The sequence below is a fragment of the Megasphaera massiliensis genome, assembly GCF_036305205.1.
Classification (GTDB): Bacteria; Bacillota; Negativicutes; order Veillonellales; family Megasphaeraceae; genus Megasphaera; species Megasphaera massiliensis.
The window spans coordinates 65,052-88,424 of record NZ_JAXIXE010000050.1; the positions used below are offsets into that span (position 1 = coordinate 65,052).

Consider the following 23,373-nt stretch of genomic DNA (forward strand, 5'->3'; position numbering starts at 1 on the left):
AGAAGGGTGTGGAATAAACCTATGGTTAATCTGAACGATGTGACAAACGTTCATTTTATTGGGATTGCCGGAGCCGGAATGCGGGCAATCGCCAATGTTTTTATTGAAAAAGGATATCACGTATCCGGCTCAGACCTCAAAGCCTCGCCTGTAACGGAGCAGTTTGCCAAGCGCGGAGCCCGTATCTGCATTGGACAAAGCCCTGAAAATTTGCAGGACGCCCAGGTCGTCGTCATTTCGTCGGCCATCCGCGACAACAACGTCGAACTCGTCGAAGCACGGCGTCGGCAGATTCCGGTCATCCACCGTTCCGATGCGCTGGTTCACATCATGAGTTGGGGAAAGGGGATTTCTGTTGCCGGTGCGCACGGCAAGACGACGACGTCGTCCATGCTGGGCCAGGTCTTTGAAGAATGCCGACAGGACCCGACCATCGTCATCGGCGGGGAAGTCGACTATTTGCACAGCAACTCGATCTTAGGGAAGGGGCAGTACGTCATTGCCGAAGCCGATGAAAGCGACGGCACCTTCCTCAAGCAGCATCCGTATATCGCCGTCGTTACCAACATTGATGCCGACCATATGGATCACTATAACTCCCTTGAAAACGTCATCGCCGCTTTTAAGGAATTCATCCAGAAACTCGATCCCGAAAAGGGACTGGCCGTCTTGTGCTTTGAAAACGACAAGATTCGCGCCATGGCTCCTTCCATCGGGCGGCGCTACGTTTCTTACGGCCTCGAACAGCCGGCGGATTACCAGGCAAGAGAGCTTCATTACCTGAAAGGCAAACTTCACTTTAGTGTCTATAAAGGCGGCCAAAAGATGGGCGACATGGTCTTAAACGTACCGGGCCGGCATAACGTCTTAAACGCCTTGGCGACGACGGCCGTGGCCGATGCCTGCGGACTTCCCTTTGCGGAGATAGCCGCTGCCATGAGCCATTTCCACGGGGCTAAGCGCCGGTTCCAGACCAAGGGCTTTGTCGGTGACGTTTGGGTCGTCGATGACTACGCTCATCATCCGACGGAAATCAATGCGACCTTGACGGCGGCTCGCGACATGGGGACCCACCGCGTCGTCTGTCTCTTCCAGCCGCACCGCTATACGCGGACGAAGCTCCTCCTCGAACAATACGGCAGTGCCTTTGCAAAGGCCGATAAACTGATCGTAACCGATGTATACAGTGCCGGTGAAGATCCCATTCCCGGCGTATCGGGCGAACTCATTGCCAAAAAAGTCAAGGAGACGACGGGACAGGACGTCACCTACATTCCTCATAAAGAGGATTTGATTGCCTATTTGAAAGAAAACTCCAAGCCTCTCGATTTAGTCATCACCATGGGCGCCGGAGATATTTATAAAGTCGGCGAACAATATATTGCCGAAGCGAAAGAAATGGAGAAATAACGCATGGAAGACATGAAAGGTAAAAAGATTGCCGTCGTCGTCGGCGGCCCTTCGACAGAAGCGGAAGTATCGCGCCGCACGGGAGCTGCCATTGCCGAAGCACTGAAGAAAAAAGGCTATGCCATCGAAACGATTGAACTCGTTCCGCATACCTTGGCGGCAACCTTGAAAGAAAAGAAAATCGACGTCGTATTCAACGCCCTTCACGGCCGCTACGGCGAAGACGGTGTTCTCCAAGGCCTGTGCGAAATGATGGGCATCCCTTATACCGGTCCGGGCGTCATGGCCAGTGCCGTCGGCATGAATAAGGTTATGAGCAAGGCTGCCTTTAAAGGCGCCGGCATTGCCACGGCTCCTTTTGCCTACTACTTTGCCAATCAGGACCGCAAGGAGATCATCGCCGATATTGAAAAGCAGTTTTCTCTGCCCGTCGTCATCAAGTCGTCCGGCCAGGGATCGAGCATCGGAACGGTCATCGTCACCGCCCGGGAAGAACTGGAATCGGCCCTTAAAGAAGCCTTTAAGTACAGCACATCCATCGTAGCCGAAGCCTTCATCGACGGCGATGAATTTACCGTTGCCGTCATGGACGACCTGGCCTTTCCGGTCATTCAGATCGTATCCAGTACGGGGAAATACGATTTCTATTCAAAATATGAACCGGGCATTGCCAAGCACATCTGCCCGGCTCCCATTTCACCGGCTCTCACAAAAGAGATGCAGGACCTGGCTTTAAAAGTCTTCCGCCTCTGCCACTGCAGCGGTGTGTCCCGTGTCGATATGATGACCGATAAAGAAGGCCATCCCTTTGTCCTTGAAATCAATACCGTACCGGGAATGACGGCGACCAGCCTGGTCCCCGACGCAGCACGGGCCATGGGACTTTCTTTTGAAGATTTGTGCGAAAAGATTTTGCTCGAAGCATCGGTAGGTAAATTCTGATGAAACAGCATCCATATCCGGGAAGGCGGCCGCGAACGGTAGTGCCGAATGATCCTCATGATGTCTTTGTGCCTCCTCATCTGGACAGGGATCCCTTGCGCAGCGATGAGGATATGAGACTGGCTGAAGAAGAGGAACGCCGCCGTCAGCAGATACGGCAGGCCGCCCGACTGAAGAAAAAAAGAAAGCAGCAGAAAAAAGCGCGTGCCCGCCGGCGCCGATGCACGATCATCTTAGGCGTCCTCGGCGTCTTTGCCTTGTGGCTGTTCCTGCGGCTGGCACCGGTTCCCTTTGGCACAATCATCGTCGACGGCAATGAAAACATGTCCTTTGACGATGTTTACCGCGCCGCCGGCGCTTATTCCTACGTCAACGTCGTCCAACTGTCGACAGCCGGCATCGAAGAGCGGCTGAAAAAAGACCTGCGCATTGCCGAGGCCACCGTAACCCGGGAATTTCCGGCGACCATTCACATCGAGATGACCGAACGCAAGCCGGCAGCTATCATTACGACGCTCTATGGTTTCGCTTACGTCGATAAGACGGGACGGGTCATCGATTTGGAACCGCAGATCAAAGGCGTTTCCCTGCCCATCATGACCGGGAAAAAAGTGGACAACCTGCTCCTTGGCGATACGATTGACGATCCGACGCTTCAAGCGGCTATGATATACCTTCAGAGTCTGCCGCCGGACCTGCTTAAAACGATTGCCGAAGTAAACGTCGGTAATCCCGAAAGTATCGTCGCCTATACGACTGATTCCGTTCCTATCCGCCTCGGTAAGGGAGATGACCCGGCTGAACGGGCCAAGATGACCGAAACCTTACTTACCGAAGCTCAAAGCAACGGGATCAATGTACAGTATATCGATACCGACCTCAGAGCACCGGCTATTAAGGCAAAATAAACAGGCTGGAGGCCTTGATTTTTAAAAACAGCTAGATAAATTTTCGAAGATAGTGTAAAATAATAAAGAATCCTACTGCACAAGGTGTGCGTATAGAGTCCGAAGGAGGAAAATGCGATATGGCAGAGTTTGCGAATATAAAAGTAATTGGTGTCGGCGGCGGCGGTAACAACGCTGTCAACCGTATGATAGAAAGCGGTTTGCAGGGGGTCCAGTTCATTTCGGTCAACACGGAAGACCAGGTGTTGGAAGTATCCCAAGCCGATGTCAAAATTCAGATCGGTGAAAAATTGACACGCGGCCTCGGCGCCGGTGCCAATCCTCAGGTTGGTGAACAGGCTGCCCTTGAAAGCAAGGAAGAAATCATCAAGGCTCTCCAAGGTGCCGATATGGTATTCGTTACGGCCGGCATGGGCGGCGGTACCGGTACCGGTGCAGCCCCTATCGTAGCTGAATGTGCTAAGGAAATGGGCGCCCTCACGGTCGCTGTCGTTACCAAACCGTTCTTATTTGAAGGCAAGCGCCGCAGAGAAGTTGCCGAAAAGGGTGCCGACTACTTGAAAGAAAAAGTCGATACCATCATTACCATCCCCAATGATAAACTGCTCCAGATCATCGACAAGAAGACGCCCCTTAAAGATGCTTTCCTCGTCGCTGACGACGTACTCCGCCAGGGCGTTCAGGGCATTTCCGACTTGATCACGACGACCGGTCTCATCAACCTCGACTTTGCCGACGTCAAGACGATCATGTCCGACCAGGGCGAAGCCATCATGGGTATCGGCATCGGTTCCGGTGAAAACCGTGCAGTCGAAGCTGTTGACGGTGCTATTCACAGTGCCCTCTTAGAAATGAGCATCGACGGCGCTCAGAGCATCCTGCTCAACGTCACCGGCGGTCCGGACGTCAGCTTGTACGAAATCAACGAAGCTGCTGAAAAAGTGGCTGAAGCCGTTGATCCGGAAGCCAACATCATCTTCGGTTCGGTCATCGATCCGGACATGGAAGATTCGATCCGCATTACGGTCGTCGCTACGGGTTTCGGTAAAGAACCGTCTTCGATTCCTTCTTTCGGACAGGGAACGGGCGGAACGACAAAATCCGGCGATAAAAAAGATAGTGCCGGCGGCGTAGAAATTCCTGCGTGGATGAGATAATCAGCATGAAAAAAAGCGGATCCCGGCGGACCCGCTTTTTTTGAAAATATCGTCGGAAAGAAGGTAGGAAGAAGGATGAGATGCCCATTTTGCCAATGTGCAGATACAAAAGTAACCGATTCACGGGCAACCGATGATGGCAAAGCTATCCGCCGCCGCCGCGAATGCCAGCAGTGCGGCCGCCGGTTTACGACGTATGAGATGGTGGAAGAAGTACCGCTCATCGTCGTCAAGAAAGACGGACGGCACGAACTGTTTGACCGCAATAAGTTGATCAACGGCCTGCTTCGGGCCTGCAACAAGCGGGAAGTCACGCGCCGGCAGCTGGAAGAGATTGTCACCAAGGTTGAACGCAATATCCGCAACACACTGGCTCAGGAAGTGTCCAGTGAAAAAATAGGGGAAATGGTTTTGCGCGAACTTCGCTCTGTCGATGCCGTTGCCTATATCCGCTTTGCTTCCGTATACCGCGAGTTTGCCGACTTAGAAAGTTTTATGGCTGAATTGAAGTATCTCATGGGTACGAAAGAACAAAAATAAGAGATTGAATCGAGGAACGCTATGACAGAAAATTACATCGACCACTTTTTTTATCATGTCTTGCCGAACCTGAAAATTGCCGTTATCGGAGATATCATGGTCGACCGCTATGTTTTTGGCAAGGTCGAACGCATTTCACCGGAAGCACCGGTGCCGGTCAATAAAGTCGATCACATGACGTCCGTCTTGGGCGGGGCGGCCAATGTCGCATCCAACTTGGCTAACTTGGACTGCCAGGTCTTATTGGGCGGTCTCATCGGCGACGATGAAAACGCCGACTTGCTCCACGAGTTATTGACCGAGTCCCACATCGACGGCTCAGGCCTTGTCGTGCGAAAAGGCCATGCGACGACGACCAAGATGCGTATTCTCGGCTCTCGGCAGCAGATGGTTCGTCTCGATTTCGAAGAAGTGACGCCTTTAGCTGAACCGGAAGAGGAAACACTTCTCGCCTGGCTGAAACAGCAGCTGGCATCAGGCCTTGATGGGATTATTCTGTCGGACTACCAAAAAGGCGTTCTTACCGATTCCTTGTCTAAAAGCGTCATCGAAGCCGCCAATGAAGCTCATATCCCGGTCTTGGTCGATCCCAAGGGCAGCGATTGGAGCAAGTATAACGGTGCCGATTTCGTGACGCCGAATATGAAAGAATTAGGTGACTGCTTGGGGACCCCTGTTGCCAATGAAGGCCAGGCTGTCGTCAAAGCAGCCCATGAGCTGTATAAACAGTATTCCTTTGCCCACCTCATGGTGACCCGGTCTGAAAAGGGAATCACCGTCGTCGGAAAAGACGGCAAGGTCTGGAACAATCCGGCCACTGCCCAGGAAGTCTTTGACGTATCCGGCGCCGGAGATACCGTAGCCGCTGCCTTTTTAGCAGCCGTTGCCGGTAAGTTGTCCATTCGCACCAGCCTGCAAATCGCCAACGCCGCAGCCGGTATCGTCGTCACCAAGGTAGGGACCTATCCCATTCATCGCCATGAGCTCCTGAAATTATGGGAAGATTGGCATCCCGTCCGGTGGCAGCCTTATCAGTCCTTGACCTGGGATGAGATGGCCAAGAAAATCCGGGATTGGCAGCAGAAAGGGGAAACCGTGGTCTTTACGAACGGCTGCTTCGACATTCTCCATCGCGGCCACGTCCTTTATCTGCAGCAGGCAGCCATGCTGGGACAACACCTCGTTGTCGGCCTCAATTCTGATGACTCCGTACGGCGCCTCAAAGGGGAAACGCGTCCTCTCGTAGCTCAGGAAGACCGGGCCGTTCTGCTCGGAGCCTTGGGATGTATCGATGACGTCGTCATCTTTGACGAAGACACGCCGAAGGAACTCTTAGAGGTCCTCCGTCCCGATATCCTGGTCAAAGGCGGCGATTATAAGGCCGATGAAGTCATTGGCCGCGAGTCCGTCAAGCGCGTAGAAATCATTTCTTTTGAAGAGGGGTATTCGACGACGGGACTCGTTCAGAAAATAGCTGATTTGGTAAAGAAGGGGAAAATATGAAAATAGTAACAGGCGGTGCCGGTTTTATCGGCAGCAATATCGTAAAGCAACTGAATAATCGGGGTATCGACGACATCATCATCGTCGACGACCTGACCGACGGCCGCAAGTGCCGCAACCTCCAGGGCCTCGATTTCTTTGATTATATGGATTACGCCGACTTCGATGAACAGATGGCCGATGATACCTTTGACTGCGGCTACATTGACGTCGTCTTCCACGAAGGGGCCTGCTCGGATACGATGAATTACGACGGCCGCTACATGATGAAGAACAACTATGAAGGCAGCAAGAATCTTTTGCGCTACTGCATGAGCCGGAAGATTCCCTTCCTCTACGCGTCGTCGGCGTCGACCTACGGCAGCGGCCGAAACGGCTTCCGTGAAGATCCGTCGTGCGAAGAGGCCCTCAATCCCTATGCGTATTCCAAGCTCCAGTTCGACCGTTTCGTTCGCCGCGTTCAGCCTATCGCCAAGAGCCAGATCGTCGGTTTCCGTTATTTCAACGTCTTTGGCCCGCAGGAAAACCACAAGGACAAGATGGCATCCCTGGTATTCCAGAAATACCATGAACTCCAAGAAACAGGGAAAATCACCCTCTTTAAGGGGACGGCAGGCTATGAAGACGGCGGTCAGATCCGCGACTTCATCTACGTAAACGATGTGGTCAACGTCATCTTCTATTTCTGGGAACATCCGGAACTGTCGGGCATCTATAACTGCGGTACCGGTATCGGCCATACCTTCAATGAATTTGTCCAAGGCGTCATCGATTATTGCGGCAAGGGCCATATCGAATACGTTCCCTTCCCGGATATTCTCAAGGGCAAATATCAAAGCTACACCCAGGCCGATACGGAAAATCTCATGAAAGCCGGCTATGACAAGGGCTTTACCATCCTGTCGGAAGCCGTTAAGGAATACTGCAGCATCCTCGAAAAGAACGGCGGCTATTTCGCATGAGAAAGGCTGTCTTTTTCGACCGCGACGGCGTCTTGAACGTCGATAAATCGTACCTCGGATTCATCAAGGATTTTGAATGGATGGACGGCGCCAAAGAAGCCCTGGCCTACTTGACGGCCGAAGGCTATGCCATCATCGTCGTCACCAATCAGAGCGGTGTCGCCCGCGGTTATTACACCGAAGACGATGTAAAGACCCTCCACGATTGGATGTGCCGCGAAGCCGCCGCTGCCGGCGGGACGATTACTGCCGTCTATTACTGCCCTTACCTCGAAGGGGCGCCGATAAAAGCGTATGATAAAAAGAGCGATTGGCGCAAACCGGAACCGGGCATGGTCCTGGCAGCTGCCCGCGACTACGATATCGACCTGTCCCGATCCTTTATGATCGGTGACATGCCCCGTGACGTCGAATGCGGCCGGCGAGCCGGCATGGACGGCTACTTATTCACCGGCGGCAGGCTCGATGCCTTTGTAAAGGCTATTGTCACAGAAAGGAAGGAACGTGAAAGCGTATAAAAACATATTGGTCATCAAGATGAGTTCTCTTGGTGACGTTCTTCATTCGCTGCCGACCCTCCATGCCCTGCGACAAAATTGTCCCGACGCCCGCATCGTCTGGGCCGTTCATCGGCAGTTTGCCTCGGTGCTGCCGGGAAAGCCCTACATTGATGACGTCATCTATGTCGATAAAAAACGGCTGAAATCCTTGTCATACTGGATGGAACTGCGCAAGACACTCCATCCCTATCATTTCGACCTCTGCCTCGATTTGCAGGGTTTGGCCAAAAGCGCCATCGTTGCCTTCCTCAGCGGAGCCAAAGAGAAATACGGCTATTGGGAAATGCGCGAAGGAAGCTTTTTAGTCAGCAAAGGCCTGGTCGGGGCTCATAAATACGACCACGTCATCGAGCGCTACCTCGATACGATTCGGGCCTTAGGCGGCCGTGTCGACGACTTGGTTTTTCCCTTGCCGGATATTACGGCAGAGAAGGAGGCCTGGCGTCAGCGCCTTTTGCAAGACGGCCTCAAAGGGCCTTATATCGCCGTCGTTCCCGGTGCTCGCTGGAATGTTAAAGAATGGCCTCTTGACCATTGGAGTCGCTTTTTAAAACGCCTGACCGATAAGGGCCTGTCAGCTGTCATCTTAGGCGGCAATGACGATCGGGAGAAGGGACGTCGGATTAAAGAACGGGATGCGTCGGGACTGGTTTTTGACTATACCGGCAAGACCGATCTTCGCCAGCTCATGGCGGCCATCGATGACAGCCTGGTTTATCTCAGCGCCGACACGGGTCCCCTTCACATAGCCAATGCCCTCAAAAAGGAGCTCATCGCCCTTTTTGGCACTACGTCTCCTGAACGGACCGGACCTTATGGAGGACAGGACAGCGCTTATATCCATCTCGTCATTTCGCCGACGTCGAAAGCCACGCCGGAAGAACCTCTCGTCGACGATCCGGACTGCATGGCCCGGATTACTGTCGATACGGTGTGGAACCTTTTTGAAGAGGTACTGAAGAAGGTGGAACCATGATTAATTTACGCAAGAAAAAAATAATTGTCACCTTTCTCATGCATCTTGGCGATCTCATTCTCATCACGCCCTTTCTGCAGGTCCTGCGCCGCCACGCCCAGGGGTCTGATATCACCCTCGTCGTCGACGAAAAAGTTGCCGACGTCGTCCGTTATAACCCCGATATCGACCATGTCATCACTGTCGATAAGAAGGGGAAGGACAATTCAATCGGTGCCTTGTGGCATATCGGCCGCCGCCTGCATCAACAGCACTATGATATTTTGATCAACCTGCATCCCAATGAACGGACGTCCTTTTTGGCAACCGTCATCCATGCTAAGAAATTCGTCGGCATGAGCCATTTCCTGGCCCGCCCTTTGATGAACCGCTATACGCGGCTGGACCGCATCCATCTCCACGCCGCCGATATGTACATCAACGTCCTGGCCCAGCTCGGAATCGACGATTATCGAAGCGATGGGCTGCAGTTCCCGACTTCAAAGGCCTGGGATGACAAGGCCGCCGCCTTTTATGAATCCCACGGCGTCTCGCCGGCAGACAGCCTCATCGGCTTTAACATCGGCAGTGCCGTTCCTCAGAAGCGGTGGCCGGCCAAGCGATTTGCCGCTGTAGCTGATTACTTTGGCCGCCGGGGTTTCAAGTGCGTCTTCTTCGGAGGCGACATGGATCTCGATATGGTGAAGGAAGCGACGGGGGAGATGGCTTCGAAACCTATCGTCGCTACCGGTCAGTTTACCATCGGTGAATTGGCCTCGGCCATCCGCCGCTGCTCCCTGTTCATCACTAATGACAGCGGCCCCATGCACATCGCCGTCAGCCAACGGGTGCCCCTGGTTGCCCTCTACGGGCCGAGCAATCCCAAGCTCTACGGTCCCTATACGGACCGGGCCATCGTCCTCGAATCGACGGACCATTATGAAGTCGGCAAGAGCATGAAGAAAATTATCCGCGAAGGTAACTATAAAGGTATTTCGGTGATTCCCATGAGCCAGGTCATCGCCGCAGGCGAAGAACTCCTGAGCCGCTATTATGGAAGATCATAAATGTACTTTAAAGGAATTCTATTTGGAGGTGTCATGTCATGAAAAAATTTATTTTAACGGCGACATTGGCAGCATTTGCCATTACGTCAGCAGCGTGGGCAGCCCCTATCAAAAACGAGCAGCCCGGTGATTTGAAAGCCAACATCAACTATGGATTTGACCAAAAAGAAGGCCACGGCGATGCCGACAGCCGCTTTACCGGCGGCGACGTCACCTACGTCCTGAACGATCGTTGGAATATCCAGTACATCAACAACTATACGAAGGGTGACGATTCCGACAAGATCAACGAAAATTATCTCGTCGGCAATTACCGCCTGACGGAATACCTTTCGGCCTATGCCGGTGCTTCTTACGTTAAGACCGATACGTACAACACGAAAAAATCCTACGGCTACCAGGTCGGTGTCCGCGGCCAGGTTCCTATTTCTGAACGTTGGCAGGGCTTTGCTTCTGTCGGTGTCGGCGATGACGTCAATACCTATGAAATCGGCGTCGGCTACGACATTACGCCGGAATGGGACGCTCACCTCAAATATCGCCGCAGCAGCGTCGATGTCGACAACTACGATGACGACGTCCGCGGCTGGCAGGTCGGTATGGGCTATAAGTTCTAACGTTGACAATTTGTCAGCCTGTCCCGTATAATGTATCAATGACATGTGCTGTGGTTGAAAGTCGATGTCAGTCGCAGACGAAGCGATCCACGTAAGGTGCCCAAAGCGGTACTGATCATAGTGCGGCCTAGAAGTAAGACCTGCCGCGTCATAAAACGCGAGAGGACTATTAGTGGGGGACAACAGTCTATGAGCAAGGGTCCCGGCAGGCGAGTGTGGGGGTAAAGACCAGGTCAGGCATGTCACAGTGATAAGGTCTCGCATAAAGGCTCGTGCCGCTATGCGGGACCTTATTTTTTCCCATTCTTAAAGTTCAGTTTAAGGGGCACAAATCGTTGTTTTTTGTTTGACGGATGATTATTCGTATAGTAAAATATAAGGGATTTATGTATTAGCCTAAGGAGTGGAGTCATAATGGATCGCGAATGGTTAGAGCATGAGATTCAAAGAAATCCTTTTGATACCTTTATGCAGTTCCATGTAGCCAAGGCTGAACAGGAGTGTACTGTTCTCACCTTTGAGAATAAGGGCTCAAAATGGGATAATCCCAACGGTACGATGTACGGCGGTGTGTTGTACTCCATGGCCGACTCGGCGATGGAAGCTGCCTGTGCTGTCCACGGCAAGGCGGTCCTGACCTTGGATCTGGGCATGAACTATCTTCGCCCGGCCTTTGCCGATACAGTCATCCGTGCCGAAGCAAAGATCATTCACAACGGCCGGACGACGATGGTCGCTCTTTGTGATTTTTACGATGATGACGATCGCTACTTAGCGCATGGGAAGGGAACCTTCTTCGTGACCGGCCCGTACGGCGGCGAAGAGCAAGGAGGTACGGACCATGGATGAGCCAAGAACTGGCGTCGGCCTGTCCGACTCTGCCAGAATGCATGCCATCATCGAAGGCATTTATGCCAAAACGCCGTATTTCAAGAGCATGCCCTGCACCATTGAAACGGTAGCTGTCGGCCGCGTCCGCGTCGGCTTTGACGTTAGCCGCCACATTTGTAATTATCGTAATATTGCCTCAGGCGGTGTCCTGGCAGCCTTTTGTGATACCCTCATGGGGATGGCCTGCCGGACGATGGGTTTTCAGGTTACGACCTTGGAAATCAATATGAACTACATTCGCAGTGTCAACAGCGGCGAGCACATTACCGGAATCGGACAGGTTCTCCATCACGGCCGAAATACGATTGTCGTCGAATGTGAATGCCGCGATGCCGACGGTAGTCTCATTGTAAAAGGGCGGTCGTCTTTTTACATTTTAAAAAAAATCGATTAATATGATATTCACGTATTACAGGGAAGGTTGGTTAGTACAAGATGGATTTTGCTTATAACGACGAACAGAAAGATATCATCAAAGTCGTCCGCGACTTGGTGCAAAAAGAAATCGTCCCCTACGCTGCAGAAATGGATGAAACGGGAAAGCTCCATGAAGGACTTTTGGAAAAATTGGCAGCACAGGGACTATTGGGCGTCGCTATTCCGGAAGAATTTGGTGGAGCCGGACTGGATGCCATTACCATTGCTGGTGTTTATGAAGAATTAGCTAAAGGCTGCGGCGGCGTCGCTACGACGGTAGCTGCCAATGCACTGGCTTCGTATCCGGTCATCTTGGCCGGCAACGACGATCAGAAGAAACGCTATTTTGACGTCATCAATGAAGACAACCTGGCTGCTTTTGCCCTGACGGAACCGGGAACCGGCTCCGATGCAGGCTCCGTATCGACACGGGCTACCAAGACGGAAGACGGCAAAGGCTATCTCTTGAATGGTACTAAGTGCTTCATTACCAACGGCGGTTTGGCTGAAATCTTTGTCGTTTTTGCCAATACCCGCAAAACCGGCGGTATTCGCGGCCTTACGCCGTTCATCGTCCGCAAGGGCACGCCGGGCTTTACCATCGGTAAAGAAGAAAATAAGATGGGCATCCGTGCGTCCAACACGACGGAACTCATTTTTGACAACTGCTTCGTTCCTGTCGAAGACCGTCTCGGCCGCGAAGGCAGCGGTTTCCGTATCGCTATGGCAACCCTCGATGCCGCTCGTCCTTTCGTCGGTGCCGTTTCCGTCGGCATTGCTGAAGCGGCATTCCGTGCTTGCTGTGAATACGCCAAGGTTCGCGTACAGTTCGGCAAACCGATTGCTTCCTTCCAGATGGTCCAGGCTATGATCGCCGATATGGCCATGAAGGTCGAAGGCGCTCGACTCCTCGTCCACCGCGCTTGCTGGATGAAGGATCAGGGCATGGACTTCAGCCGTGAAGCTGCCATTGCCAAATGCAACGCTTCCGACGTCGCCATGCAGGTTACGACGGATGCCGTTCAGGTTATGGGCGGGTACGGTTACATCAAGGAATACCCCGTTGAAAAATACATGCGCGATGCCAAGATCATGCAGATCTATGAAGGCACCAACCAGATTCAGCGCTTAGTTATTGCCAATAAGACACTTTACTGATACAATGTATCGTGAATTGAATAGCGATTTATTATGACGATGATAAAGAGGGCATGAAGGGACTTCCGTTTACAGGAAATCCGGGTCGTGGATTGAGAACCCGGTAACGGAAGCTTCATGCGTTCACTTTAGAGTCTCTTGCTGAACGGAGTAGGCAGGACGGGTGTTCCCGTTACAGGATATGAGAGAATCAAGTAGGGTGGTACCGCGGATAAGACTTTCGCCCCTTAGGGGGCGGGAGTCTATTTTTTATGTACTTGCCAGTAGGAGGAAAACCATGATCAGTGAAAAGATTGAGGCCATTAAAACGGCCGTAATGGAAGAGCTCGCCAAGAGCGAACATTTGCAGGATATCCAAGATATCCGCGTCAAGTTCTTAGGGAAAAAAGGGGAACTGACGGCGATTATGAAGGAAATGAAAAACTTTTCCAAGGAAGATCGGCCAAAAGTCGGCCAGCTAGTCAATACGGCACGAAATGCCATTGAAGAACAGCTGAATGCCAAGTTGGAAGAAGTGAAAGCCAAGGAACTGGCTGCGAAAATCGAATCGGAAAAAATCGACATCACCCTGCCGGGACGTAAACCGGTTACGGGTCACGAACATCCCCTTCATCAGACCCTGCGCCTCATGGAAGACTCCTTCCTGCGCATGGGCTTTTCCATCGTCGAAGGGACCGATATCGAATCGGACTACTATAACTTCCAGTGCCTCAATCTGCCCGAAGACCACCCGGCACGGGATATGCAGGACTCGATGTATATCACCGACAACATCCTCCTGAGGACCCATACGTCAGGCATGCAGGCTCGGACTCTTCAGTCCCATAAACCCAATGAACCCTTTAAAATCATTGCCCCCGGCAAAGTCTATCGCTGCGACTACGATGCGACACATTCGCCGGTCTTCCATCAGATGGAAGGCATGATCATCGATAAGAACATCCGCTTCTCCGACCTCAAGGGCATGCTCGAAGACTTCCTTCGCGACATCTTCGGGGAAGACACGAAAGTTCGCTTCCGTGCCAGCTACTTCCCCTTTACGGAACCGAGTGCTGAAGTCGATATTTCCTGCGTCATGTGCGGCGGTGAAGGCTGCCGTGTCTGCTCCCATACGGGCTGGCTGGAAATCCTCGGCTGCGGCATGGTAAACCCCAACGTCCTGCGGCTGAACGGCTACGATCCGGACGTCGTTACGGGCTTTGCCTTCGGCATGGGCGTCGAACGTATTGCCATGCTGAAATACGGCATCGACGACCTGCGTCTGTTCTATGAAAACGATATGCGGTTCTTGAACCAGTTCTAGTTTCAGGAGGGAAAAGATAATGAAAAGTTCTTTAACATGGATGCAAGAGTATGTCGACGTCGATATGAATCAAGACCCGCAGGCTTTTGCAGATAAATTGACGATGGCCGGCATTCCTGTCGAACAAGTTGAATATTGGGGACGGGACATCAAAAAAGTAATGACCGGTAAAATCCTTCAGATCGACCGCCATCCGGACGCCGATAAACTCGTCGTCTGCCAGGTCGACATGGGGGATGAACAGCTCCAAATCGTTACGGCTGCGACCAACGTCCGAGTCGGCCAAATCGTGCCTGTCGCCGTCCACGGCGCTCATCTGCCGGGCGGTACCAAAATCAAGCGCTCGAAGCTGCGCGGCGTCCTGTCGAACGGCATGTTCTGCTCGGCCCACGAATTCGGTTTCGATGACAGCCTGCTCCTGCCGGAAGAAAAAGAAGGCATCTGGATCCTGCCTGCTGATACGCCCCTTGGCGTCGATGCTGCCGAATACATGCAGGTCCGCGACGTCGTCTATGAATATGAATTGACGGCCAACCGCGCCGACTGCTTCTCCATGGTCGGCCTGTCTCGCGAATTCGCTGCCCTCAGCGGAAAAGAAGCCCGTTACCCGGAAATCTCCGTCAAGGAATGCGATACGCCCATCGACGGCAAAGTCAAGATTTCTATCGACGACGAAGAACTGTGCAGCCGCTATACGGCACGCCTTTTGCTCAACGTCAAAATCGGCAACTCGCCCTTGTGGATGCAGCAGCGCCTGCGTAAATACGGCGTTCGCCCGATTAATAACGTCGTCGATGCCACGAACTATGCCATGATCGAATTGGGGATTCCCCTCCATGCCTATGACTACGACCATGTCGCCGACCACCATCTCATTGCCCGCCGCGCTAAAGACGGGGAAGAAATGAAGACCCTCGACGATACGGACCGCACCTTGACCGACAACATGCTGGTCATTGCCGACCCGGAAAAAGCCTGCTGCATTGCCGGCATCATGGGCGGCCTCGATTCGGAAGTCACCAAAGATACGACGTCGGTCATCCTCGAATGCGCCTCCTTCAAAGGTTCCAATATCCGCCATACGGGCCGCATGCTCGGCCTTCGCTCGGAAGCTTCGGGCCGCTTTGAACGAGGCCTCGATTCGGACAGCTGCATCAATTCCATCAACCGCTGCGCTCAGCTCCTCCAGGAAATGGGTGCCTGCGACGTAGCCAAAGGCATTGTCGACGTCTACCCGAATAAACCGGCTGTAAGACGCATCGCTTTTTCGGCGGCTAAAATCAACGCCTTCTTGGGCACGGACATTCCCGAAGCCGACATGATTGACTTGTTGGAACGCCTCCAGTTCGGCATTGAAAAAGACGGCGAAGCCTTGACGGCTGTCGTTCCCAGCTACCGCGGCGACTGCACGGAAATGTCCGACATCGCCGAAGAAGTCGCCCGCATCTACGGCTATGAAAACATTCCTTCTACTCGTCCGGCCGCTCCGATTTCAAAAGGGGAAACGGGCTTCCGCCACGAAGTCAACGAACGGATTTCGACGATCCTCAGCCGCTCCGGCCTCAACGAAACGGTCACCTTCAGCTTCATGCATCCCGACCAGCTCCAAAAGCTGCTCTTTACCGAAAGCGACCCGGTCTATCAGGCCGTTCCCATCCTCAATCCGATCACGGAAGATTTCCCCCTCATGCGGACGACCCTCATCCCGACCTTGATGGATGTATTGGTCCGCAATCAGGCCGTAAAGAACGCCTCCGTCGGCATCTATGAAATCGCTCCCGTTTATCGTCCCAAACAGCTGCCGCTCACGGAACTTCCCGAACAGGAAGACTGCGTCGCAGGCCTCCTCTACGGCCAGCGGACGGATAACTCCTGGCCCGGCAAGGCTGAAAATTACGATTTCTATGACGTAAAGGGCATGGTCGAAGCCATCCTCGAAGGCCTCGGCGTTCAGGCCGACCTCGAAGTATCCGACTGGGCACCCCTCCATCCGGGAAAAGCCGCTCGCTTCGTCAAAGACGGCAAGGTCCTCTGCGACTTTGGCGAACTCCATCCCAAAGCCATGGATAACTACGACGTCGCCGGTCCGGTCTACCTCTTTGAAATGCACATGGATGCCGTCATGCCGTACGTCCGCCTCCTGCCCGATTACCATAAGGTCGCTAAATTCCCGGCTTCGAGCCGTGACCTGGCCTTCCTGGCACCGGTAGCAACGGCCAACGCCGACATCGTCCGCGTCATTAAAGAAGACGGCGGCGACTACTTGGAAGATGTCCGCCTCTTCGATATGTACACGGGCAAACAGGTCCCCGAAGGCTATAAGAGCCTGGCTTACGCCTTGGTCTTCCGTTCCGAAGAAGGAACCTTGACCGATGCCGATATTACCGAACCGGTCAATGCCATCGTAAAAGACCTCGAAGAAAAGTTCGGCTGCCAGCTTCGCTGATTCGAATACAAAGTCGTACCCCTCGACGAAGGCTAAAGAGGGGAGAGGAATAGAAAACAGGGTAATAAAGGACGCTGTGCGCGGCGTCCTTTATTCTCATATATTGTAAAAAAAGTAAAGTTGTGTTATGATGTAGAGCGTAATATGGTATTTTAGAGATATTAAGGGCTGTACCGGCCCATAAGGAGGACATACTTAGAATGAACGTAACAGTAAACGAAGTAGACCAGCACAAAGTGACCCTGCGCATCGAAGTGCCTGCGAAAGACGCTTCCAAACAGGCCGCAGCCGCTTGCAAAAACTTGGCAAGCCGCGTAAATATCCCGGGCTTCCGTAAAGGCAAGGCACCGCGCATGGTACTGGAAAGCTTCTTAGGCAAAGATGCTGTCAAACAGGAAGTTTTTGAAGCGATTGCCAATAAAGCGTACAGCGACGCCCTCGATCAGGAAGGCATCGTTCCCGTAACGGAACCGGAATTGAACGTTATCTCTGACGAAAACGGAAAAGACGTCGTCTTTGAAGCTACGGTCACTAAGAAACCGGAAGTCAAACTCGGCGAATATAAAGGCATTGCAGTTGCCAAAGATAAGGTAAACGTAAGCGATGAAGACGTTGCCAAAGAATTGGCCAACCTTCAGAAACAGCACGCTAAATTAGTTGTCGCTCCGGAAGGCACGGAAATCGCAAAAGACGACTTTGCCGTCATCGACTTCAAAGGCACCGTCGACGGCGTCGCATTCGAAGGCGGCGAAGGCAAGTCCTACCCGCTCCAGATCGGCTCCGGCAGCTTCATTCCGGGCTTTGAAGATCAGCTCATCGGCAGCAAAGCCGGCGATGAAAAAGACGTCAAAGTTACTTTCCCGGAAGACTACTTTGAAAAATCCCTGGCCGGTAAAGAAGCCGTCTTCGCCGTTAAAATCAACGACGTAAAACGCAGCGAACTCCCGGCTATCGACGACGAATTTGCCAAAGAAGCCGGCAAATTTGAAAGCGTCGACGACCTCAAAGCCGACATCCGCAAACGCCTTGAATCGAAAGCCTCCTACCAGGCTTTGGAAAAATTCAATGCCGAAGTTTTGCAGACTGTCGTCAACAACGCTGAAGTAGATATCCCGCAGGTCATGGTCGACGACAAAATCGATCAGATGATCGAAGAACTGTCGGTCAAGCTCGAAACGCAGCGCATGAACCTCGACGACTATCTTAAATACATGAACCAGGATATGGATAAGCTCAAAGAAAGCTATGCCGAACCTGCTAAAGAAAACGTCAAGATGGACCTCGTCCTCGAAGCCATCTCGAAAGCGGAAAACATCGAAGTAAAAGACATCGATCTCCAGGCTGAAATCATCACCATGTCCCAGAACTTCGGTGCCGATCCGAAAGAAGTTTATAAGATTATTTTGAAAGAACACCGCGTTCCCATGTTGGTTCAGTCTGTTGGCCGTAAAAAAGCAGCCAGCTTCATCTTGAGCAACGCTGTCGACACCAACGAAGACAAGAAAGAAGAAGCAAAAGCTGAAGAACCTGCAAAGGCTGAAGACTAATACCGGAAACGCGTCATCCGGAGGTGTTTGTTTTGACAAATATGTATGTACCTATCGTCGTTGAACAGACGGCGCAGGGTGAACGTAGTTACGATATTTATTCCCGCCTGTTAAAAGACCGCATCGTCTTTCTCGGCGGCCCCATCGATGATACCGTTGCCAACAGCATCATCGCCCAGCTCCTCTTTTTAGAAGCCGAAAATCCTGACAAGGATATTCACTTATATATCAACAGCCCCGGCGGCGTCGTTACGGCCGGCATGGCTATCTATGATACCATGCAGTATATCAAACCGGACGTATCGACCATCTGCGTCGGATCCGCTGCCAGCATGGCCTCTGTCCTCCTGACAGCCGGCGCCAAAGGCAAGCGCTTTGCCCTGCCTCATTCCCAGGTCATGATTCACCAGCCTTTGGGCGGTGTCCAGGGCCAGGCGACGGAAATCGAAATCCATGCCCGCGAAATCCTGCGTATGCGTGAAGAATTAAACGGCCTCTTGTCGAAACACACAGGACAGCCTGTGGACGTCATCCAAAAGGATACGGAACGGGACAACTTCCTGACGGCTGAAGATGCAAAAGCTTACGGTCTCATCGATGAAATCCTGTCCCGCCCGTTGACTCATGAAACGAAATAGGACAGGAGGAAATTACATGAACGATAAGCATGATGAACCGCGCTGCAGTTTCTGCGGCCGTCCTCAGGACGAAGTACAGAAACTCATTGCCGGTCCCGGCGTCTACATCTGCGATGAATGCGTTTCTGTAGCGCAGCACATCATCGAAGAAGAAAAGACGGAAGATACAGAAGAGTTCGAATTGAAGGATCTGCCGACACCGCACGAAATCAAGGCAACCCTCGATGAATATGTCATCGGCCAGGAAGCTGCCAAGAAGACCTTGTCCGTCGCCGTTTACAACCATTACAAACGGCTTCAGACCAATTCGACGGCCGTTTCAGGTGACGTAGAACTCCAAAAATCAAACATCGTCATGGTCGGCCCCACAGGGAGTGGTAAAACCCTGTTGGCTCAGACTTTGGCGCGGCTCCTCGACGTTCCCTTTGCCATTGCCGATGCGACGAGTTTGACCGAAGCCGGCTATGTCGGTGAAGACGTCGAAAACTGCCTGCTCAAACTGATTCAGGCTGCGGACTACGATATTTCCAAAGCCGAACGAGGCATCATCTATATCGACGAAATCGACAAGATTGCCCGTAAATCAGAAAACCCGTCGATTACCCGCGACGTATCCGGTGAAGGTGTCCAGCAGGCCCTTTTAAAAATCCTCGAAGGGACTGTCGCCGGCGTTCCGCCTCAGGGCGGGCGCAAGCATCCTCATCAGGAAATGCTGCAAATCGATACGACGAACATCCTCTTTATCTGCGGCGGTGCTTTTGACGGTATCGATAAGACCATCTTAAGCCGGACGACGGATAAAAACATGGGCTTTGGCGCTGACATTCAGACCAAGGACGAACACTCTATGGAATCCCTCCTGCGGGACATCATCCCGACGGACCTCCAGAAGTTCGGCCTCATTCCTGAATTGATCGGCCGTCTGCCCGTTTTAGTTACACTCAATCCTCTCGATGAAGAAGCGATGGTACATATCCTCACAGAGCCCAAGAACGCCCTGGTCAAACAGTATCAGAAGATGCTGTCCATGGATGACGTAGATCTCGAATTTACGCCGGACGCTCTGCAGGCCATTGCCAAGGAAGCGCTGCGGCGCAATACCGGTGCCCGCGGACTTCGCTCGATCATCGAACGGATCATGCTCGATGTCATGTTTGACGTACCGAGCCGCGATGACGTTGAAAAATGCGTCGTAACGGATTCTTGCGTCAAATACGGTGCCGAGCCGGATCTCGTTTTGAAAGAGGCAAAATGATATAGTGGTATGATAAAACTCATTTCTTAATCCGGAAATGAGTTTTATTTTTCAATAGAAGAAGGTGAAATTATGGAAGAAAACATTGTCATGGATGAACGCGATATTCTGTCTTTACCTTTTGTACCCCTTCGCGGCCTCGTCGTCTACCCGAATCTGGTCAGTCATATCGACATCGGTCGGGATACGTCCCTGGCTGCTGTCGACTATGCCATGGAGCATGACCGCCAGCTCTTAGTGGCGACCCAGGTCGATGAAAACGAAGACAATCCCGGCTTTGATGACGTCTATACCATTGGCTGCGTCGTTAAAATCGAACAATTCCTGCGCATGCCGGGCGGTTTGGTCCGCATCTTGGTCAACGGGATTTCTCGCGTCCGCATGCAGGGCTTTTCTCAGAAAGCAGGCTATCTCGAAGGCGCTGCCATTAAGGTAGCTGAAGTCAGCCGCAATGCGACGGAAGAAGAAGCCTTGCGCCGGGTCATCCTCAAACGCCTCCTCGATTGGCTCGATAAGCTTCGCGACGGTGAAGAAGCCAGCGAAATTGCCAAGAGCATCGAAGAACCGGGCGTCCTGGCCGACTATGCAGCGTCCCAGCTTCCCTTGAAATTGGTCATCCGCCAGCAGATTCTGGAAATGACCGACGTCGAAGCCCGTCTGCGCCGCATCGGATCCCTCCTCGATACAGAAGTCGACATTGCCAACCTCGAATCGAAGTTAAACCGCGAAGTCCGCGGTAAGATGGACCAGCAGCAGAAAGAGTACTATCTGCGTGAAAAGATAAAGGCCATCCACGACGAACTGGGGGACAAGGTCGATAAGGATACGGAAGTCCAGGAACTCCGCGATAAGATCAAGAAGATGAAACTGGACGAAGATATCGAAAAGGCCCTGCTCAAAGAAACGGACCGCCTCGATTCCATGCCGCCCATGATGGCCGAATCAGCGATTATCCGGACCTATCTCGACTTGGCCATGGCCCTTCCGTGGAAGAAAGAAACAAAAGACCGACTGGACCTCAATGAAGCCCAGAAGGTCCTTGACGAAGACCATTACGGCCTGAATAAAGTGAAAGACCGCATCATCGAATACTTGGCGGTAAAACAGCTGACCAACAGCCTCAAGGGTCCGATTCTTTGCTTCGTAGGCCCTCCGGGAACGGGGAAAACCAGTATTGCTCGTTCCATTGCCAGAGCCATGAACCGCAAGTACGTCCGCGTCTCCTTAGGCGGCGTCCGCGATGAAGCCGAAATCCGCGGCCATCGCCGGACCTATATCGGTGCTTTGCCGGGCCGCATCCTGAGCGGCATGAAACAGGCCGGCGTCAAGAATCCGGTCTTCCTCCTCGATGAAATCGATAAGATGACCGCCGATATGCGCGGCGATCCGTCGTCGGCACTCCTCGAAGTCCTCGATCCGGAACAGAACCATACCTTCAGCGATCATTTCCTGGAACTTCCTTTTGACTTGTCCAAGGTATTCTGGATCACGACGGCCAACGTTCTCAGCAATATTCCGAGGCCTTTGATGGACCGCATGGAAATCATCGACTTCACAAGCTATACAGAAGATGAAAAAGTCCAGATTGCGAAAAAATACCTGGTACCGAAACAGATTAAGGAAAACGGCCTTAAGGCCAGCCAGGCTAAATTCTCCGATGCCGTCCTGCGCCGCATCATCTCCGGTTACACCCGCGAATCCGGTGTCCGCCGCTTAGAAAAGATGATCGGCACCGTTTGCCGCCGCATCGGAAAATCCCTGCTCATGAACGATGAAGTGCCCCTCAGCGTATCGGTCAAGAACTTGGAAAAACTCTTAGGGCCGGTGAAATTCCTGCCCGACACGGTTCATAAAGACGACGAAGTCGGCATCGTCACCGGCATGGCTTGGACCCAGGTCGGCGGCGAAGTCCTGGAAACGGAAGCCGTAGCCGTCAAGGGCCGGGGGCGCCTGATGCTCACGGGACAGCTCGGCAGTGTCATGAAAGAATCGGCCGAAGCCGGCGTTACCTATATCCGCAGCCGTGCCGAAGCTTTGGGCCTTGCCGAAGATTTCTATACCAAGACCGATCTTCACATTCACCTGCCCGAAGGGGCCATCCCGAAAGACGGTCCGTCTGCCGGGATTACCATGGCTACGGCCATTACATCGGCCCTGACCGGCAAAGCGGTCCGCCATGACGTGGCTATGACCGGTGAAATTACCCTGCGCGGGACCGTCCTTCCCGTCGGCGGCATTAAAGAAAAAGTCATTGCCGCCCACCGGGCAGGCATTAAAAAGATCCTCCTGCCGGAACAGAACCGCCGCGACATGGTCGACGTGCCCCAGTCTGTTCAGGACGACGTCAAGTTCGTATTCGTCCACCATATGGATGAAGTGCTGGCTCAGGCACTGGTGAAGTCCTGATGGCCTCCTTCGATATCATTCAGGCTGAGTATGCGGCAACGGCTGTCCGCCGCGATCAATATCCGACGGACGGTCTTCCGGAAGTGGCCTTTCTCGGCCGCTCCAACGTCGGCAAGTCGAGCCTGATTAATTCACTCTGCCGCCACCGCGGCTTGGCCAGGGTCAGCGGTGCGCCGGGGAAGACCCAGACCATCAACTATTTTAAGGCCGCCCTGCGGTGCCGCGATGAAGAAGAAGGGGAGCAGCGCCTGCCGTTTTTCCTGGTCGACCTCCCGGGCTATGGCTTTGCCAAGACGGGCGGTAAGAACCGCGACCGCTGGAGTGCCTTCATCAGTGAATACGTCACGGGTTCTGAAAACCTCTGCGTCTTGTGCCTCCTCGTCGACCTGCGCCATCCCGGCCTTGCCATCGACCGCGAAGCCTATGAATGGCTGGCGTCGTCCGGCGTTCCCCTGCAGATCGTCGGGACCAAGGCCGATAAACTGAAGGCTAATGAAAAACACCGTAACCTGGCCCAATTGAATAAGCTCTTTCCGACGGGACAGCCGGCTCTGGCTTACTCGTCTTTAAAAAGCGAAGGTTTCGGTCCCTTGGCTAAAAATCTCTTCAGCCGGCTCCAAGCCTTCACGAATCAGCCTTAAAAATATATAAATTTTTTCTTGTTGACACGAGATACACCGCGATTTTACTG

21 protein-coding genes are annotated in these 23,373 nt (G+C 52.8%); all 21 read left to right on the top strand.

Annotated features, from left to right (window positions below; translation table 11 throughout):
* Positions 1-21: 21 nt before the first annotated feature.
* The 21 genes from murC to yihA all read left to right on the top strand — a co-directional run bounded on the left by murC (position 22) and on the right by yihA (position 23,323).
* The gene (gene murC / locus UCI88_RS10995; RefSeq protein WP_044504874.1) at positions 22-1,410 is read left to right on the top strand and encodes a UDP-N-acetylmuramate--L-alanine ligase; all 1,389 of its coding nucleotides are present in this window, start codon (positions 22-24) and stop codon (positions 1,408-1,410) included.
* A 3-nt stretch (positions 1,411-1,413) separates the two neighbouring features.
* Positions 1,414-2,352 carry a D-alanine--D-alanine ligase gene (locus UCI88_RS11000; RefSeq protein WP_256180087.1) on the top strand — a complete coding sequence of 313 codons (939 nt, stop codon included), beginning with the start codon at positions 1,414-1,416 and terminating at the stop codon, positions 2,350-2,352.
* A complete protein-coding gene (locus tag UCI88_RS11005; protein ID WP_256180088.1) occupies positions 2,352-3,260 on the top strand; it encodes a cell division protein FtsQ/DivIB in 909 nt (302 codons plus the stop codon). The genes UCI88_RS11000 and UCI88_RS11005 overlap by 1 nt, the downstream gene beginning before the upstream one ends.
* A 119-nt stretch (positions 3,261-3,379) precedes the next feature.
* Positions 3,380-4,417, top strand: a complete 1,038-nt coding sequence (gene ftsZ / locus UCI88_RS11010) for a cell division protein FtsZ (protein WP_044504219.1) — start codon at positions 3,380-3,382, stop codon at positions 4,415-4,417.
* Positions 4,418-4,492: 75 nt separating this feature from the next.
* On the top strand, positions 4,493-4,957 hold the full coding sequence (nrdR, locus tag UCI88_RS11015) for a transcriptional regulator NrdR (RefSeq protein ID WP_044504218.1): 465 nt from the start codon (positions 4,493-4,495) through the stop codon (positions 4,955-4,957).
* 21 nt (positions 4,958-4,978) lie between these two features.
* Positions 4,979-6,460 carry a D-glycero-beta-D-manno-heptose-7-phosphate kinase gene (rfaE1, locus tag UCI88_RS11020; protein ID WP_044504217.1) on the top strand — a complete coding sequence of 494 codons (1,482 nt, stop codon included), beginning with the start codon at positions 4,979-4,981 and terminating at the stop codon, positions 6,458-6,460.
* Entirely contained in the window at positions 6,457-7,422 is a 966-nt protein-coding gene (rfaD, locus tag UCI88_RS11025; RefSeq protein WP_044504215.1) for an ADP-glyceromanno-heptose 6-epimerase, read from the top strand. Before rfaE1 ends, rfaD begins: the two co-directional genes overlap by 4 nt.
* Positions 7,419-7,940, top strand: coding sequence for a D-glycero-alpha-D-manno-heptose-1,7-bisphosphate 7-phosphatase (locus UCI88_RS11030; protein WP_065360445.1), 522 nt, complete (start codon positions 7,419-7,421; stop codon positions 7,938-7,940). The genes rfaD and UCI88_RS11030 overlap by 4 nt, the downstream gene beginning before the upstream one ends.
* Positions 7,927-8,958, top strand: coding sequence for a glycosyltransferase family 9 protein (locus UCI88_RS11035; protein WP_256180089.1), 1,032 nt, complete (start codon positions 7,927-7,929; stop codon positions 8,956-8,958). The genes UCI88_RS11030 and UCI88_RS11035 overlap by 14 nt, the downstream gene beginning before the upstream one ends.
* Positions 8,955-10,004, top strand: coding sequence for a glycosyltransferase family 9 protein (locus tag UCI88_RS11040; protein WP_256180090.1), 1,050 nt, complete (start codon positions 8,955-8,957; stop codon positions 10,002-10,004). The genes UCI88_RS11035 and UCI88_RS11040 overlap by 4 nt, the downstream gene beginning before the upstream one ends.
* 38 nt (positions 10,005-10,042) lie before the next feature.
* On the top strand, positions 10,043-10,621 hold the full coding sequence (locus UCI88_RS11045; RefSeq protein ID WP_256180091.1) for an outer membrane beta-barrel protein: 579 nt from the start codon (positions 10,043-10,045) through the stop codon (positions 10,619-10,621).
* A gap of 414 nt (positions 10,622-11,035) precedes the next feature.
* Positions 11,036-11,470 carry a PaaI family thioesterase gene (locus UCI88_RS11050; RefSeq protein ID WP_044504206.1) on the top strand — a complete coding sequence of 145 codons (435 nt, stop codon included), beginning with the start codon at positions 11,036-11,038 and terminating at the stop codon, positions 11,468-11,470.
* Complete coding sequence (locus UCI88_RS11055) at positions 11,463-11,906, top strand: PaaI family thioesterase (RefSeq protein WP_065360449.1); 444 nt, start codon at positions 11,463-11,465, stop codon at positions 11,904-11,906. The genes UCI88_RS11050 and UCI88_RS11055 overlap by 8 nt, the downstream gene beginning before the upstream one ends.
* 41 nt (positions 11,907-11,947) lie before the next feature.
* A complete protein-coding gene (locus tag UCI88_RS11060; protein ID WP_044504204.1) occupies positions 11,948-13,087 on the top strand; it encodes an acyl-CoA dehydrogenase family protein in 1,140 nt (379 codons plus the stop codon).
* A 277-nt stretch (positions 13,088-13,364) separates the two neighbouring features.
* Entirely contained in the window at positions 13,365-14,390 is a 1,026-nt protein-coding gene (gene pheS / locus UCI88_RS11065; RefSeq protein WP_276535370.1) for a phenylalanine--tRNA ligase subunit alpha, read from the top strand.
* Positions 14,391-14,409: 19 nt separating this feature from the next.
* Complete coding sequence (pheT, locus tag UCI88_RS11070) at positions 14,410-16,836, top strand: phenylalanine--tRNA ligase subunit beta (protein ID WP_256180092.1); 2,427 nt, start codon at positions 14,410-14,412, stop codon at positions 16,834-16,836.
* Between the two features lie 200 nt (positions 16,837-17,036).
* On the top strand, positions 17,037-18,383 hold the full coding sequence (gene tig, locus UCI88_RS11075) for a trigger factor (protein WP_044504201.1): 1,347 nt from the start codon (positions 17,037-17,039) through the stop codon (positions 18,381-18,383).
* A gap of 41 nt (positions 18,384-18,424) precedes the next feature.
* On the top strand, positions 18,425-19,021 hold the full coding sequence (clpP, locus tag UCI88_RS11080) for an ATP-dependent Clp endopeptidase proteolytic subunit ClpP (protein WP_044504871.1): 597 nt from the start codon (positions 18,425-18,427) through the stop codon (positions 19,019-19,021).
* Positions 19,022-19,037: 16 nt separating this feature from the next.
* On the top strand, positions 19,038-20,276 hold the full coding sequence (gene clpX, locus UCI88_RS11085) for an ATP-dependent Clp protease ATP-binding subunit ClpX (RefSeq protein ID WP_330024228.1): 1,239 nt from the start codon (positions 19,038-19,040) through the stop codon (positions 20,274-20,276).
* 72 nt (positions 20,277-20,348) lie between these two features.
* The gene (lon, locus tag UCI88_RS11090) at positions 20,349-22,682 is read left to right on the top strand and encodes an endopeptidase La (RefSeq protein WP_044504199.1); all 2,334 of its coding nucleotides are present in this window, start codon (positions 20,349-20,351) and stop codon (positions 22,680-22,682) included.
* The gene (yihA, locus tag UCI88_RS11095; protein WP_256180095.1) at positions 22,682-23,323 is read left to right on the top strand and encodes a ribosome biogenesis GTP-binding protein YihA/YsxC; all 642 of its coding nucleotides are present in this window, start codon (positions 22,682-22,684) and stop codon (positions 23,321-23,323) included. The genes lon and yihA overlap by 1 nt, the downstream gene beginning before the upstream one ends.
* Positions 23,324-23,373: the final 50 nt, after the last annotated feature.